This is a genomic window from Sphaerotilus uruguayifluvii (genome assembly GCF_013294065.1).
In the GTDB taxonomy this organism is placed as follows: domain Bacteria; phylum Pseudomonadota; class Gammaproteobacteria; order Burkholderiales; family Burkholderiaceae_C; genus Sphaerotilus; species Sphaerotilus uruguayifluvii.
The window spans coordinates 50,877-64,957 of sequence record NZ_JABSNM010000009.1; the positions used below are offsets into that span (position 1 = coordinate 50,877).

Here is a 14,081-nt window from a genome sequence, read left to right on the forward strand (position 1 = left end):
GCCCCGGATTGTAGGAAGGCGCGGTTCAGCCCAGGTACCGCCCGGATTCGCTGATCTGCACCAGCTCGACGTAGCGCGAGCCGCCGCCTTCGTGGCGGCTGAAGTCGATGCGCATGCTGGCGAGCTGCATCTGCAGCAGCCGCAGCGAGTTCGTCAGGTGGGTGCGCGTCAGCAGGCCGTTGCAGCGGCGCAGCGCCTCGATCATCACCTGCGCGTCGATCCAGCCGGCCAGGCTGGCATAGCCGAGCGTGACGCCGGCGGCCTGCGCGCGGCTGCGGTAGTCCTCCATCAGCCGGCCGTGCTCCTTCCAGGGGCTGGGCACCGGCTGGGTGATGACCAGGCCGCGCGCCGGCGCGCCGATCTGCCGCGGCAGGTCCTCGTCGCCGACGACCGACAGGCCGAAGAAGGGCGGCTGGCGGCGCAGGCTGGCGGCCGCGGCCATCATCGCCGCGGCCTGCGCGCCGCCGGTGAACAGCACGATCGCCTGCGGCGCCGGCGCCATGGCCAGCAGCTTGCGCGAGGCCTCCTGCGCGGTGGCGGCATCGCTGGTCAGCGCGGCCGAGCCGGCCAGCTGCAGGCCCTGGCGCGCCAGCGCGTCGGCGACCAGCTTCAGGCCTTCCTGGCCGAAGGGCGTGGCCAGATGCGCGATGGCCACGCGCTGCAGGCCCAGGCTGGCGAGATGGCGCGCCAGCGCCGCGGCCTCCTGCGCATGGCTGGCGCGCACGAAGAAGCCGGCGTCGCCGCAGCGCGCCCGCACCGAGTCGGCCACCCGCGGGCCGCCGAGCGCCGGCAGGCCCGAGTCCTGCAGCAGCGGGCCGATCTCGTCCGGGCCCAGGCTGCCGAAGCCGCCGAACAGCGCCAGCGCCTGCGGGTCGGCCGCCAGGCGGCGCAGGTTGGCGCGGGCGCGCGCCGGGTCGCCCGCGTCGTCGAGCCGCACCCAGCGCAGCGGCCGGCCGTCGATGCCGCCGCGCTCGTCGAGCGCGGAGAAGGCCAGCGTCGCGCCGGCGCCATAGGACCGGCCCGACGCCGCCAGCGGCCCGCTCAGGGCCGCGGACTGGCCGATCACCAGCGGGGCGCCTGCGGCCCGCACCGGCCGGCGCGCCAGGGCCAGCGCGGCGCCGGCCAGGACAAGACTTCTGCGTTGCATCGTGAATTCGTCTCTTGTTTTCGGTATTCGTGTGTCAACCCCCTGAACGGAGGGGTGGAGTGTGCCCAGCGCAATATGTCCTGTCCGTTGCGGAAATGGAGAGGACCTCATCGGCGTGACGTAATGCGCACAACCGTGCCGGTGCTAATCTCGCCGGCCATGGACATCCTTCCCTTCCTGATCGATTTCATCCTGCATGTCGACAAGCACCTGGCCGACTTCGTCGCCAGCTACGGCACCTGGGTGTACGCGTTGCTGTTCCTGATCATCTTCGTGGAGACCGGCGTCGTCGTGATGCCCTTCCTGCCCGGGGACTCGCTGCTGTTCGTCGTCGGTGCGATGTGCGGCGTCGGGCTGATGGACTACGGCCTGTCGGTGGCGCTGCTGCTGGCCGCGGCGGTGCTGGGCAACCAGAGCAACTACACCATCGGCCGCCTGCTCGGCCCGAAGGTCTTCCAGTGGGAGGACTCGCGCTGGTTCAACAAGCGCGCCTTCAACCAGGCGCACGAGTTCTACGAGCGCCACGGCGGCGTGACCATCGTCATCGCGCGCTTCATGCCCTTCGTGCGCACCTTCGCGCCCTTCGTCGCCGGCGTGGCGCGCATGACGCGCAGCAAGTTCACCTTCTACGACGTGACCGGCGGCTCGCTGTGGGTCGGCGGCATCGTGACCGCCGGCTACTTCTTCGGCAACGTGCCCTGGGTCAAGCACAACCTCGAGAAGATCATCTGGGCGATGATCGTCATCCCGGGCCTGCTGGTGATGTTCGGCGCGTGGAAGTCGCGCCGCGCCGAGGCGGCCGCGGCCGCCTCGCGGGCCTGAGCTCCTGAGCGCAGGCGTCCGCGCCGGCCTCAGGGCCGGCGGATCCCGGCCGCCGGCGGCGGAAATTCCAGCGGCGACTGCGGGCCGCGCATCGGCACGCGCGTCTCCAGCGCGGCGGGCTGGTAGCTCGCCGCGAAGCGGCAGCCCTGCGCCGGATTCCAGGCGGCCGGCAGCGCGCGGCAGCGCTGCTCGAGCGCGGTGCCGTCCGGCCGGGCGCCGCCGCCGGCCCAGTCCAGCAGCGCGTCGACCGCGCTGACATAGGCCGCATCCGACAGGTACTCGTGCTCGCCGTCGCGGGTGTAGGCCTGCGCGAGCCGCTCGGCCGCGCCGGCCTCCGTCACCGTGTCGCGGAAGCGGCTCTCCATCTCGACGAAGGCGACCGGGTCGTCGATGCCGTGCAGCGCCAGCGTCGGCAGCAGCAGCCGGCCGCTGGGGTCGCCGTCGCGGCCCAGCTCGGCGCGGGCGGCCAGATCGGCGCGCAGCCGCGGCACGCGCCGGTTCAGCGCCTCGTCGTCGTCGCTGCCGCTGTAGCGCACGCCCTCGTTGGTGAAGGGATTGCGCGCACCGAGCCTGCGCACCGTCAGCTCGCGGAAATGCCAGGTCGCCCACTGCAGGTGGCCGATCAGCGCGCTCTCGGGCAGGCGCAGCACGCGGGTGAGCGTGTCCAGGCGCTTCTGCTGCTCGGCGCTGCGCTCGGCGCGCGGGCGCTGCACGCCGGTGCAGTCGTCGACCCGCTGCGCGACATCGAGCCGGGTCAGCGTCGACTCCGGCGGCATGCCCATCCACAGCGGATAGACCGGCTCGTCCGGGCGTGGATGGTTGTTGCAGACCGCCTGGTAGACCGCGCGCAGGTCGACGCGCACGTCGTAGGCGCGGGTGGCGCCGGCCAGCACGCCGCTGCTGAGCAGCACGCCGTCGTAGGGCTGCGGGCCCGGCGCGGTCTGGCCGGGGCGGATGTCGGGCGTGATGTAGCGCTCGGCCATGCGCGCGGCCACCGACGCGCCCCAGCTCTGGCCGTGCAGCACGGTGCGCCGCGGCGTGCCCAGCGCCTCGACCGCGATGCGGCGCAGCCGGTCGACATCCTCGCCGGCGGCCAGCACCTCGAAGCCGCCCTGGCGGTAGCTGGTGCCGGCCCAGGCGTGGCCGGCCTGCAGCATGACCTTCCAGCGCTGCAGGTCGCCGGTGACGCGGGCCAGCGTCGGTTCGCCCAGCGACGGGCCGCCGTGCGCATGCACCACCAGCACGCCGCTCCAGTCCTTCGGCACCGCGATCCAGTACCAGGCGCCGAGGTGGTCGCGTCCCGACAGGCAGCGCACGCCCTCGGGCAGGCCGGAGGGGCAGGGGCGCTCGGCGGGCGGGGCGGGCAGCTCGGGCCGCGCGGCGCTGGCGGCCTGCGGGCCGCACAGCAGCGCGGCGGCGGCCGCGGCCGCGAGGGCCGCCCGCGCCGGACGGAAGGGGGTCGGTGCCAGATCGTTCATGGGCGGCAAGGTTACTGCACGCCGCCCTCGTCCTGCCACCACCGCGTCAGGGCGGGCGCGGTCAGAGCAGGCGGTCGCGCGCCAGCGGCGGGTTGCGCGCGAAATAGCGCGAGATGCCGGTGTAGAGCGCCTGCACCAGACGGGCCTGGTAGGCGTCGTCGCGCAGCTGGCTTTCCTCCTCCGGATTGGAGATGAAGGCGGTCTCGACCAGGATCGACGGGATGTCGGGCGCCTTCAGCACCGCGAAGCCGGCCTGCTCGACGTCGGCCTTGTGCAGCCGGCCGACCTGGCCGATGTGGCCGAGCACCTCGCGGCCCAGGCGCAGGCTGTCCTTGATCTGCGCGGTCGTGCTCATGTCGAGCAGCGTGCGCATCACATGCGCGTCCTTGCCGGCGACGTTGACGCCGCCGATCGCGTCGGAGGCGTTCTCGCGCTGGGCCATCCAGCGCGCGGCGGCGCTGGTCGCGCCGGAGTCCGACAGCGCGAAGACCGAGGCGCCGCGCGCCTGCGGCGTGATGAAGGCGTCGGCGTGGATCGAGATGAACAGGTCGGCCTGCACCCGGCGGGCCTTGCGCACCCGCTCGTGCAGCGGCACGAAGTAGTCGTCGTCGCGCGTCAGCATCGCGCGCATGCCGGGGCGGGCGTTGATGCGCTCCTTGAGCTGGCGGCCGATGCTCAGCACGACGTCCTTCTCGCGCAGGCCGGACGGGCCGATCGCGCCCGGGTCCTCGCCGCCGTGTCCCGGATCGATCGCGATGACGACCAGCCGGTTGAGCGCGCCGCTGCGCAGGATCGACGGTGCGGGCGACGGGGCCGCGGCCACGCGCGGCGGTGCGGCCGGCGCGGGCGACGCCGGACCCGGGCCGGGCGCCGGCGGCGAGGCCGGTGCGGTGGCCAGGCCCGGTCCGGGTCCGGGGGCCGGCCCCGGCCGGTCGACCCGGCCGATGAACTCGCCCAGCGCGTCGTCCAGGTCGGAGGCGGCCTGCTGCGCGGCCTCGGCGGTGCTGCTGCCGGCCGGCGCGGCCGGCGCCCCCGCGGTGTCGCGGGCCAGCGCGACCAGCGGATCGGGCGCCTTGACCGGATACAGGTCGAAGACCAGCCGGTGCCGGTACGGCGCGATCGGCGCCAGCGTGAAGACCTGCGGCGTGACCGCGCGCTTCAGGTCGAAGACCATGCGCACCCGGCGCGGCTGGTTCTGGCCCAGGCGCACGCCGCCGATCTGCGGATCGTTGCTGGCGATCTTGGCGACCAGCTCGCGCAGCTGCGGGCTGAGCTCCAGGCCGTCGATGTCGATGACCAGCCGCGACGGGCCGTCGGTGACGAAGTGCTGGGCCTCCAGCGCCACGTCGGATTCCAGCGTCACCCGGGTGTAGTCGGCGGCCGGCCAGACCCGCACCGCCACCAGCGTCGCGCCGAAGGCGAGGTCGCCGGCGCCGAGCGTCAGCACCAGCGCACCGGCCTGGCGCAGCCAGCCGCGCCGTTCGGGACAGGGGGAAAGCGGGGTGGTCATGATGCGGGTCCTCCTCGCGGGAATGAAGGTCAGTGTCGGTGATCCTGCAGCGACCGCAGCGGCTGCAGCAGCTCGCGGCCCCGGGCGGTGCCGGCCTGCCAGGTCACGCGGCGCAGGCCGTCGGCCTGCAGGTCCAGCACCAGCGCCAGGTCGGGCTGCGGCAGCAGGCCCTCGGCCTTGTCCGGCCATTCGACCAGCTTCAGCCCGGGGCTGGCGAACAGGTCCCGGAAGCCGGCATCTTCCCATTCCCGCGGGTCGCCGAAGCGGTAGAAATCGAAGTGCCAGATGCCCAGATCCGGGCAATCCGGCAATTCGTGCGGTTCGACGATCGCGTAGCTGGGGCTCCTGATGCGCCCCTGCACGCCCAGCGCGCGCAGCAGGTGGCGCACGAAGGTGGTCTTGCCGACGCCGAGCGTGCCGTGCAGCGTGATGCAGGCGTCACGGATCGGCGGCGTGCCGGCCAGCGCTTGCGCGGCCCGTTCGCAGTCGGCCTCGTCGGCCCAGGTCTGGTGGCAGGTTTCTAGAATCACCGGATGAAGGATGACGAACGGATCGCCCGGGACGGGCGGACACCCGCAGGCGCGCCGGACCCCGATCGGCTGGTGGTGCGGGTGCGCGAATGGGCTCGTGAACTGGGATTTTCCCAGATCGGCATCGCCGATGTACATCTGGCTACAGCCGAACCGGGTCTTCTGGCCTGGCTGGAGGCGGGCTTCCACGGCTCGATGCAGTACATGGCCGCGCATGGCCTGCGCCGTGCGCGGCCCGCCGAGCTGGTGCCGGGCACGGTGCGGGTGATCAGCGTGGCCATGCCCTACCTGCCGCAGGGCACGGCGCCGGGCTGGCGCGACGACGAGCGCGCCCGGCAGCACCAGCCCGGCGAGGCGGTGATCTCGGTCTATGCGCGCGGGCGGGACTATCACAAGGTGGTGCGCGCGCGGCTGCAGCACCTGGCCGACCGGCTCGCCGCCGAGATCGGCCCCTTCGGCCATCGGGTCTTCTGCGATTCGGCGCCGGTGCTCGAAGTCGAGCTGGCGGGGCGCGCCGGCCTGGGCTGGCGTGGCAAGCACACGCTGCTGCTCGACCGCTCGGCCGGCTCGATGTTCTTTCTCGGCGAGCTTTTCGTCGACCTGGCGCTGCCGGTGGATGCGCCCGCCGAGCCGCACTGCGGGCGCTGCAGCGCCTGCATCGACGCCTGCCCGACCGCGGCGATCGTCGCGCCCTACCGGCTGGATGCGCGGCGCTGCATCAGCTATCTCACGATCGAGCACGACGGCCCGATCCCCGTCGAGCTGCGCGCGGCGATGGGCAACCGCATCTACGGCTGCGACGACTGCCAGCTCGCCTGCCCGTGGAACAAGTACGCGCGCACCAGCACGCTGGCCGACTTCGAGGTGCGCCCCGGCATGAGCGGCGCCACGCTGCTGCAGCTCTGGGCCTGGGACGAGGCGGGCTTCCTGCGCCGCACCGAGGGCAGCCCGATCCGGCGCATCGGCCACGCGCGCTGGCGGCGCAATCTGGCCGTGGCGATCGGCAACGCCTGGCGCGAGACGGGCGACGCGGTGCTGGCCGAGGCGCTGCGTGCGGCCCGCGACGGCGCGGACGCGCTGCTGGCCGAGCACATCGACTGGGCGCTTGCGCAGCGGGCTTGAAGGGCGGCGGGCTCAGCCGCCGTGCAGCACCCGGAAGGCCGCCAGCGCCACCGGCAGGCCGATCATGCCCAGCAGCGTCGAGGCGGTGACCAGACCGGCGACATAGGGCCCGTCGCCGCCCATGCGCGCGGCCAGCACGAAACAGCTCGACGCAGTGGGCATCGCGGCGAACAGCAGCAGCACCTGGGCCTGGCCGGTCGGCAGCCCGAGCAGCAGGCCCAGCCCCAGCCCGGCGGCCGGCAGCAGCGCGTGGCGGATCGTCAGCAGCGCCGTCGCCAGCCCCGGCGCCTTGCGCAGCCCGCCGAACTGCAGCCCTGCGCCCACCGCCATCAGCCCCAGAGGCAAGGCCGCGGCGCCGATGCGCGTGAGCGTCGTGGCCACCGGCACGGGCAGCTGCAGCCCGGCCAGATTGCCGAGCAGCCCGGCGACGGTGGCCAGGATCAGCGGATTGCGGATCAGCTCGGCGCCGATGCGGTGGCCGCCATGGCGCGCCAGGCTCCAGACCGCACCGATGTTGCACAGCGGCACGCACAGCGCGATCAGCAGCGCCACCCAGGCCAGCGCCGGCGCGCCGCCGATCCGCTCGGCCATCGCCAGCGCGACATAGGAGTTGAAGCGGAAGGCCACCTGCGCGCCGCTGGCCTGCAGCTTCGGATCGATCCCCGGCAGCCAGCGCAGCGCGGTCGCCAGCGCGATGCCGGCCAGCACGGTCAGCACGCCGCCGGCCGCCAGCCCCATCGTCGCCGCCGGCGCCAGCGGGCTGCGCACGATGGACACGAACAGCAGCACCGGGAACAGCAGCCAGTAGACCAGACGCTCGACGCTCTCCCAGACCGGGCGGTCCAGCGCGGTGCGGTGGCAGATCGTCCAGCCGGCCACGATCAGCAGGAAGTCCGGGAGCAGCAGCAGGGCGGTGTCGAGCATGGTCGGCAAGGCTATCCGGAGGATGGGGGGTTTCCACTACGCGGCATCCACAATCAGGTGGCCTAGCATGCCCCGGGCACCGCCCGATCCATCCGACCCCAGGAGCCTCCCCGAATGAAACGACGTCTGGCCCTCGCGATCCCGACGCTGGCGCTGAGCGCCGCCGTGCCGCTGCCGACCCTGGCCCAGTCCGCCTATCCGGCCCGTCCGGTCCGGGTGATCGTGCCGTTTGCGCCCGGTGGCACGACCGACATCATCGCGCGCATCATTTCCGACCGGACCGGCGCCGCGCTGGGCCAGCCGATGGTGGTCGAGAACAAGGCCGGCGGCGGCGGCATCGTCGGCGCGGGCGAGCTGACCAAGGCCGCGCCCGACGGGCATGTGCTGGGCATCGCCACCGTCTCGACGGTCGCCTCCAACCCGGCGATCAACCCGCGCACGCCCTACAACCCGCTGACCGACTTCACGCCGATCATCAACATCGCCGCCACGCCGAACGTCATCGCGGTGCATCCGAGCTTTCCGGCGCGCGACCACAAGACCTTTCTCGAGGTGCTGAAGAGGAGTCCGGGGCGCTACAGCTACTCCAGCTCCGGCACCGGCGGCATCGGCCACCTGCAGATGGAGCTCTACAAGAACCTCGCCGGCGTCTTCGTCACGCACATCCCGTACCGCGGGGCGGGGCCCGCGCTCAACGACACGGTCGCCGGTCAGGTGCCGATCATCTTCGACAACCTGCCCTCGGCGCTGCCCTTCATCCGCGAGGGCCGGCTGATCCCGATCGTCGTGGCCGCGCCGCAGCGCCTGGCGGTGCTGCCGGGGGTGCCCACCTTCAGGGAGGTCGGCCTCGAGCCGGTCAACCGCATGGCCTTCTACGGCCTGGTCGGGCCGAAGGGGCTGCCGAAGGAGGTGGTCGAGAAGGTCTCGGCCGCGGTGCGTCACACGCTCGACGATCCCGCGGTCCGCAAGCGCATCGATGACACCGGCTCGCTGATCGTGGCCAACACGCCCGAGCAGTTCGCCGCGCAGATCCGCGCCGAGTTCGACGTCTACCGCCAGGTCGTCGACAAGCAGAAGCTCACGCTGGACTGACGCCCGCGGCGACGCCGACCGCCGCGCAAAGAAAAAAGGCCGGTCTTGCGACCGGCCTTTCTTGGCTGTCAGGATCGACGGGCGATCAGAACAGGTGACGCACGCCGACGGCGTACGAGGTCAGGTCGGTGCCCGAGGTCGCCTTGTAGTCCAGGCGGGTCACGTAGCCGTAGACCTTGGTGCGCTTGCTCAGGTTGTAGTTGTAGGCCAGGGTCGCTTGCTTGGCTTGCGTGTTGGCGACACCGCCCAGCTTGCCCGAGTAGCCGACGTTGGCGTGGAATTCCGACGCGCCCAGGGCGTACATGCCGGCCAGGCGGAAGGTGTTCTGCGACTGGTCGGCAGCGTTGGTGAAGCGGGCAGCGTAGCCGCCGAAGGTGAAGGCACCCAGGCCGTACGCAGCGCGAGCCGAGAAGGCCTTCGCACCGTTGGCCTTGCTGTAGCCGGCACCCAGCTTCAGCGCGCCCAGCTCGTAGTTGGCAGCCAGGTCGACCGGACGCTTGGTCTGGCCGGTGGCGCGCTCGGCGGTGGCGGCTTCCAGGGTCAGGCCCTTGACGAACTCGGGGGTGCGGTAGGCGACCTTGTTCTGCTTGAAGGTGCTGCTGTAGTCGTACAGCGCATCAGCCGACGAGCCGGTGTCGTGGTTGTGCATGCTGACGAAGTCAGCGGTGGCCAGCTCCGACTCGGCGTCGAAGTTGCCGATGCGGACCATGCCCAGCTTGTCCGAGCTCAGGTTCACTTCCGACTGACGGCCCCAGAAGGTCGAGGTCGAGGCGGTGCCGGTGGTCGGGTCGAAGCTGCTCTCGACGACGAAGCCGGCCTTCAGGCCGCCGCCCAGATCTTCCGAACCCTTCAGGCCCAGGTACGACGAGTTGTTCTCCAGCGTGTTGTTCTTGACGCCGAGGGCCTTCTGGTGCTCGGCCGTCACGTTCAGGCGGCCATACAGCGTGACCGAGCTTTGGGCGAGAGCAGCGCCGGAAGCCAGGGTGGCCAGCACGGCGAGTGCGATGGAGCGCTTCATGAGTTTCGTCCTAGAGAAGTGAGTGAGTTTCAGGATCCACGGCTTGCTCGAAGGCGCCGATTGCAGGCCATTCTAGGATCGAAGATTCGGGAAATTGCGCATGACCAGAGCTTGACGCCACGGAAGATGGTCTGTTTCGTTGTGATGAAACAACATGGCACGAGGGCTGTGCAGGCGCTGCATCAGGCCTGGGCGTGATGCACCACACGGATCACCGTCGTCTGCCCGCGTCAGCGTCCGCGCAGATGGGCCGGCGCCTCCAGACGGCGCGCCAGCGTCGTCAGTATCAGCGTCAGGATCAGGTAGATCGCCGAAATCGCCAGGTAGGGTTCCCAGTAGCGCGAATAGGCGCCCGCCACGGTGCGCGCGGCCAGCGCGAGCTCGGCCAGGCCGATCGCCGACACCAGCGAGGAATCCTTGATCAGCGTGACGCCCTCGTTGACCAGCGCCGGCACCATGCGCCGGAAGGCCTGCGGCAGGATCACGAAGCGCATGCTCTGCGCGTGGGTGAAGCCCAGCGAGTAGGCGGCCTGCGTCTGGCCGAGGTGGATGCTCTGGATGCCGGCGCGGAAGATCTCCGAGATGTAGGCGCCGGCATTCAGGCTCAGCGCCACGCAGCCGGAGAAGAAGGCGCCATGCTCCTGGCGGAAGGTGCGTGCGGCCTCGCCGGACATCAGCCAGCCGCCGTCCGGATGGATCAGCGCCGGCATCAGCGCGAAATGCACCAGCAGGATCTGCACGAACAGCGGCGTGCCGCGGAAGAAGGTGACGTAGGCGGTGGTGAGCGCGCGCAGCAGCTTCATCAGCGCGGCACTGGCCGTCGAGCGCGGCGGCGGCGCGCTGGCCGAGCTGCTCACCAGCCCGAAGGCCACGCCCAGCAGCAGGCCGGCCGCGATGGCCACCAGCGTCAGCTTGATGGTGGTCAGCACGCCAGCGGCGAACAGCGGGCCGTAGCCGGCCAGGATGTCCCAGCGAAGATCCATGATCGAAGGAGGGGAAAAAGGAGGGGGGGTTGCGGAAAGGGCGGAGTGTGCCCGTGACATGGTTCGCGAGTCTACGCGCCGGGTCCGCCCGCCGGGCCCGGGAGGCACCCTTGCCGCAGACCGGCCCGCCAGCACGCGTCCTGTTGAAATGCATCACGGGAACTGGTCTGTTCCTCTGCCGGATGAGCCGTCCCGGGGTTCTACTCGGGGGAGCGGGAGCCGGATTTTCCGGTTCTGTTCAAGGCATCTCGAGGCAGTCGGCATCATGGACGGTCAGGGACACGGCAAAGCGCAAGAGCAAAAGCAAGAGCCGGCGCATGGATCAGGGCGCGGGCAGGGCCGCGGCACGGACGCGGGCCGTTCGGTCTGGGAAGAGGGCGCGGACTTCGCGCGCATCCTCTTCCGCGGCCTGCCCGACCTGGCCTGGCTGAAGGATCCGCAGGGGCGCTACCTGTGCTGCAACCGCAGCTTCGAGCGGGTCGTCGGCCGGTGCGAGGCCGATCTGCGCGGGCTGACCGACCTGGACATGTTCTCGGCCGAGGACGCGGCCTTCTTCCGCAGCAACGACCTGGGCGCGATCGAGGTCGACGGCCTGCATGTCAACGAGGAATGGCTGACCTTCCGCGACACCGGCGAGCGCCGGCGCTACGAGGTGCTGAAGACGCCGTTGCGCGGAGACGACGGCGCCTTGATCGGCGTGCTCGGTGCGGCCCGCGACATCACTCGCCAGCACCGCCAGGACGAGGCGCTGAGGCTGGCCGCGCGCATCTTCGAGTCGGCCGGCGAGTCGATCCTGGTGACCGACGCCAGCGGCGCCATCGTCGCGTCCAACGCCGCCTTCAGCCGCATTTCCGGCTACCCGGCCGCGGAGGTGATCGGCCGCAATCCGCGCCTGCTGCGCTCGGGGCGCCAGGGCGCGGCCTTCTACGAGCGCATGTGGCGCCAGCTCGCGCTGCACGACCGCTTCCAGGGCGAGTTCTGGAACCGCGCTCGCGACGGGCGGCTGTACCCGCTGCTGCAGACGATCACGGTGCTGCGCGACGAGCATGGCCGCATCACCCACTACATCGGGGTCGGCGCCGACCTGTCGCAGCTGCACGAGGCCGAGCAGCGCTCGCACCACCTGCGCCAGCACGACACCCTGACCGATCTGCCCAACCGGCAGCTCATCGCCGCGCGGCTGCACGAGTGGATCGAGGCCCGGCGTGGCGGCGATCGCGCCGCGGCGGTGTCGCTGCTGGTCATCGGGCTGGACGGCTTCAAGTCGATCAACGACACGATGGGCCATGCCGCGGGCGACCGGGTGCTGGTCGAGATGGCCGAGCGGCTGCGGGTGCTGGCGGGCGCGCACAGCTTCGTCGGCCGGCTCGGCGGCGACGAGTTCGTGGTGATGCAGGCCGATGCCGGCCTCGAGCGGGTGCAGGCCGAGGCCCGGGCCTGGCTGGCGGCGCTGGCCGAGCCGATCGCGCTGCAGGGCCATGCGCTGACGGTCACCGTCTCGATCGGCATCGCGCATTTTCCCGAGGACGGCGAGGGGGCCGACGCGCTGCTGCGCCATGCCGAGAGCGCGCTGCGCGGCGCCAAGGGCGAAGGGCGCAACACGCTGCGCCGCTACGACCCGCAGCTGCACCAGGCCTCGCTGGAGCGGCTGCTGCTGCTGTCGTCGCTGCGCCGGGCGGTGCCGGCCGGCGAGCTGCATGCCTGGTACCAGCCCAAGCTCGATCTGCACAGCCGCGAGCTGGTCGGCGCCGAGGCGCTGGTGCGCTGGCTGCATCCGGAGCTGGGCTGGGTGTCGCCGGCGCAGTTCATCCCGGTGGCCGAGCAGACCGACCTGATCGTGGCGATCGGCGAGCGCATGCTCGACACCGTCGCGGCGCAGGTCGCGCGCTGGCATGCGCAGGGGCGCGGCTGGCTGCCGGTGGCGGTGAACCTGGGCGCGCGCCATTTCGCCGACGCGGGCCTGCCGGCGCGGCTGCAGGCGCTGCGCGATCGCCACGGCCTGCCCGCGGGCGTGCTGGAGCTGGAGATCACCGAGTCGATGCTGATGACCGCCGGCGGCGCGCCTGAGCAGCGTCTGGGCGAGCTCAGGCGCGCCGGCGTGAAGCTGTCGATCGACGACTTCGGCACCGGCTACTCGAGCCTGTCCTACCTGAAGCGGCTGCCGGTCGACGCGCTGAAGATCGACCGCAGCTTCGTCGCGGCGATCGAGAGCGACCGTCGCGACCTGAGCATCGCCACGACCATCATCGCGCTGGCGCGCGGCCTGGGCCTGACGGTGGTCGCCGAGGGTGTCGAGACCGAGGGCCAGCGCGAGCTGCTCGAGCAGGAAGGCTGCGCCCAGGGCCAGGGCTGGCTGTTCGCGCACGCGATGCCGCCGGCCGAGTTCGAGGCCTGGTGGCAGGTCTGGGCCCCGTCGCCGGGGCCGCAGGATCACTTCGACGCGGCGGCGGCGGCCGGCGCGGCACCGAACCAGCTGGCGTAGATCTTGTCGTAGGTGCCGTCGGCCTTGATGTCGGCCAGGCCCTTGTTGATCTTCTCGAGCAGCTCGGCGTTGCCCTTCTTGACGACGATGCCGTACTGCTCGGGCGTGAAGGTGGTGTCGCTGACGGTCTTGAACTTCGAGCCCGCGTTGTTGGCCACGTAGTGGATGACCACGCCGTTGTCGGCGACGACCGCGTCGACGCCGCCCGACTCCAGCTCCTTCAGCGCCAGCGGGGTCGACTCGAAGCGCTTGATCGCGGTGCTGTCCTTGCCGATCAGCTTGGTCACCACCTCGTCGCCGGTGGTGCCGGTCTGCACGCCGACCTTCAGCTTCTTCAGGTCCTCGAACTTCGCGACCTTCGAGTCTTCCTTCACCGCGATCAGCTGCTGCGCGTCGAAGTAGGGCGCCGAGAAGTCCATCGTCTGCTTGCGCTCGTCGGTGATGGTGATCGCCGACACCAGCAGGTCGCGGTCGCCCTGGGCGACGGTGTTGAACATGCCCTCCCAGGGCGTGTTGACGAACTTGACCTGGATGCCCGCCTTCTGCGCGACCGCCGAGACCACGTCGATGTCGAAGCCGACGATCTCGCCCTTCTCGTTCTGCGACTCGAACGGCGCGTAGGCGGCGTCGGTGCCGACGACGTAGACCCGCGCGGGCGGCGTCTCGGCGGGGGCCGAGGCGGCGGCGGCCGGCGCGGCCTCTTCCTTCTTGCCGCAGGCGGCCAGCACCAGGGCGACCGCCAGGGCAGCGCCGGTCTTCAGGAAACGTCGGGTGGTCAGGGAGGTCGACATGGAGATCCTTGGGGGGTGTCAGGGTACCTGGCAGTTTAGGTGCCGTGCGGCGTGCCGGCCACTGTCTCAGGCAGAAGTCGTGACCCAACGCAGATTCCGTGCCCGGCATGCGGTCCGGCCGGGGGCCGTCCGAACCCGGGGCGGCCGGACGGAAAACCGTTCCGGCGTCCGCGGCGGGCGAC

At 71.6% G+C, this 14,081-nt stretch carries 12 protein-coding genes; 4 read left to right on the forward strand and 8 right to left on the reverse strand.

The annotated features are described in order from the left end of the window. Nucleotides 1-25: 25 nt before the first annotated feature. Nucleotides 26-1,147, reverse strand: a complete 1,122-nt coding sequence (locus HNQ01_RS11495; protein WP_173805577.1) for an ABC transporter substrate-binding protein — start codon at nucleotides 1,145-1,147, stop codon at nucleotides 26-28. Between the two features lie 159 nt (nucleotides 1,148-1,306). Here HNQ01_RS11495 and HNQ01_RS11500 point away from each other — a divergent pair, with 159 nt between their 5' ends. Further along, entirely contained in the window at nucleotides 1,307-1,969 is a 663-nt protein-coding gene (locus HNQ01_RS11500) for a DedA family protein (RefSeq protein WP_173805578.1), read from the forward strand. Nucleotides 1,970-1,998: 29 nt separating this feature from the next. Here HNQ01_RS11500 and HNQ01_RS11505 read toward each other — a convergent pair whose 3' ends face one another. The 3 genes from HNQ01_RS11505 to tsaE all read right to left on the reverse strand — a co-directional run bounded on the left by HNQ01_RS11505 (nucleotide 1,999) and on the right by tsaE (nucleotide 5,487). Next, complete coding sequence (locus HNQ01_RS11505; RefSeq protein ID WP_173805579.1) at nucleotides 1,999-3,447, reverse strand: hypothetical protein; 1,449 nt, start codon at nucleotides 3,445-3,447, stop codon at nucleotides 1,999-2,001. Between the two features lie 61 nt (nucleotides 3,448-3,508). Beyond that, the gene (locus tag HNQ01_RS11510; RefSeq protein WP_173805580.1) at nucleotides 3,509-4,957 is read right to left on the reverse strand and encodes an N-acetylmuramoyl-L-alanine amidase; all 1,449 of its coding nucleotides are present in this window, start codon (nucleotides 4,955-4,957) and stop codon (nucleotides 3,509-3,511) included. Between the two features lie 29 nt (nucleotides 4,958-4,986). Next, nucleotides 4,987-5,487, reverse strand: coding sequence for a tRNA (adenosine(37)-N6)-threonylcarbamoyltransferase complex ATPase subunit type 1 TsaE (tsaE, locus tag HNQ01_RS11515; RefSeq protein ID WP_173805581.1), 501 nt, complete (start codon nucleotides 5,485-5,487; stop codon nucleotides 4,987-4,989). A 3-nt stretch (nucleotides 5,488-5,490) separates the two neighbouring features. On the opposite strand from tsaE, the gene queG reads away from it, so the two are divergent. Further along, nucleotides 5,491-6,609 carry a tRNA epoxyqueuosine(34) reductase QueG gene (gene queG, locus HNQ01_RS11520; protein WP_173805582.1) on the forward strand — a complete coding sequence of 373 codons (1,119 nt, stop codon included), beginning with the start codon at nucleotides 5,491-5,493 and terminating at the stop codon, nucleotides 6,607-6,609. Between the two features lie 12 nt (nucleotides 6,610-6,621). Here the strand turns inward: queG and HNQ01_RS11525 are convergent, their stop codons facing one another. Continuing rightward, nucleotides 6,622-7,533 carry an AEC family transporter gene (locus HNQ01_RS11525; protein ID WP_173805583.1) on the reverse strand — a complete coding sequence of 304 codons (912 nt, stop codon included), beginning with the start codon at nucleotides 7,531-7,533 and terminating at the stop codon, nucleotides 6,622-6,624. A 114-nt stretch (nucleotides 7,534-7,647) separates the two neighbouring features. On the opposite strand from HNQ01_RS11525, the gene HNQ01_RS11530 reads away from it, so the two are divergent. Then, nucleotides 7,648-8,625 carry a tripartite tricarboxylate transporter substrate binding protein BugE gene (locus HNQ01_RS11530; RefSeq protein ID WP_173805584.1) on the forward strand — a complete coding sequence of 326 codons (978 nt, stop codon included), beginning with the start codon at nucleotides 7,648-7,650 and terminating at the stop codon, nucleotides 8,623-8,625. Nucleotides 8,626-8,710: 85 nt separating this feature from the next. On the opposite strand, the gene HNQ01_RS11535 is transcribed toward HNQ01_RS11530, so the two are convergent. Together HNQ01_RS11535 and HNQ01_RS11540 are read right to left on the reverse strand one after the other, a co-directional pair. Then, a complete protein-coding gene (locus tag HNQ01_RS11535; RefSeq protein WP_173805585.1) occupies nucleotides 8,711-9,643 on the reverse strand; it encodes a porin in 933 nt (310 codons plus the stop codon). A gap of 230 nt (nucleotides 9,644-9,873) precedes the next feature. Further along, complete coding sequence (locus tag HNQ01_RS11540) at nucleotides 9,874-10,626, reverse strand: amino acid ABC transporter permease (protein ID WP_173805586.1); 753 nt, start codon at nucleotides 10,624-10,626, stop codon at nucleotides 9,874-9,876. A 265-nt stretch (nucleotides 10,627-10,891) separates the two neighbouring features. On the opposite strand from HNQ01_RS11540, the gene HNQ01_RS11545 reads away from it, so the two are divergent. Further along, nucleotides 10,892-13,108 (forward strand): putative bifunctional diguanylate cyclase/phosphodiesterase, encoded by a 2,217-nt coding sequence (locus HNQ01_RS11545; RefSeq protein WP_173805587.1) that lies wholly within the window; start codon nucleotides 10,892-10,894, stop codon nucleotides 13,106-13,108. Here HNQ01_RS11545 and HNQ01_RS11550 read toward each other — a convergent pair. Further along, nucleotides 13,057-13,899: a basic amino acid ABC transporter substrate-binding protein gene (locus HNQ01_RS11550; RefSeq protein ID WP_173805588.1), complete on the reverse strand. Its 843-nt coding sequence runs from the start codon at nucleotides 13,897-13,899 to the stop codon at nucleotides 13,057-13,059. The genes HNQ01_RS11545 and HNQ01_RS11550 overlap by 52 nt on opposite strands. Between the last annotated feature and the right edge of the window lie 182 nt (nucleotides 13,900-14,081).

Coding starts and splice junctions, on each gene's coding strand:
- HNQ01_RS11495 (WP_173805577.1), bottom strand. CDS start 1,147: ATGCAACGCAGAAGTCTTGTCCTGGCCGGCGCCGCGCTGGCCCTGGCG.
- HNQ01_RS11500 (WP_173805578.1), top strand. CDS start 1,307: ATGGACATCCTTCCCTTCCTGATCGATTTCATCCTGCATGTCGACAAG.
- HNQ01_RS11505 (WP_173805579.1), bottom strand. CDS start 3,447: ATGAACGATCTGGCACCGACCCCCTTCCGTCCGGCGCGGGCGGCCCTC.
- HNQ01_RS11510 (WP_173805580.1), bottom strand. CDS start 4,957: ATGACCACCCCGCTTTCCCCCTGTCCCGAACGGCGCGGCTGGCTGCGC.
- queG (WP_173805582.1), top strand. CDS start 5,491: ATGAAGGATGACGAACGGATCGCCCGGGACGGGCGGACACCCGCAGGC.
- HNQ01_RS11525 (WP_173805583.1), bottom strand. CDS start 7,533: ATGCTCGACACCGCCCTGCTGCTGCTCCCGGACTTCCTGCTGATCGTG.
- HNQ01_RS11530 (WP_173805584.1), top strand. CDS start 7,648: ATGAAACGACGTCTGGCCCTCGCGATCCCGACGCTGGCGCTGAGCGCC.
- HNQ01_RS11535 (WP_173805585.1), bottom strand. CDS start 9,643: ATGAAGCGCTCCATCGCACTCGCCGTGCTGGCCACCCTGGCTTCCGGC.
- HNQ01_RS11540 (WP_173805586.1), bottom strand. CDS start 10,626: ATGGATCTTCGCTGGGACATCCTGGCCGGCTACGGCCCGCTGTTCGCC.
- HNQ01_RS11545 (WP_173805587.1), top strand. CDS start 10,892: ATGGACGGTCAGGGACACGGCAAAGCGCAAGAGCAAAAGCAAGAGCCG.
- HNQ01_RS11550 (WP_173805588.1), bottom strand. CDS start 13,899: ATGTCGACCTCCCTGACCACCCGACGTTTCCTGAAGACCGGCGCTGCC.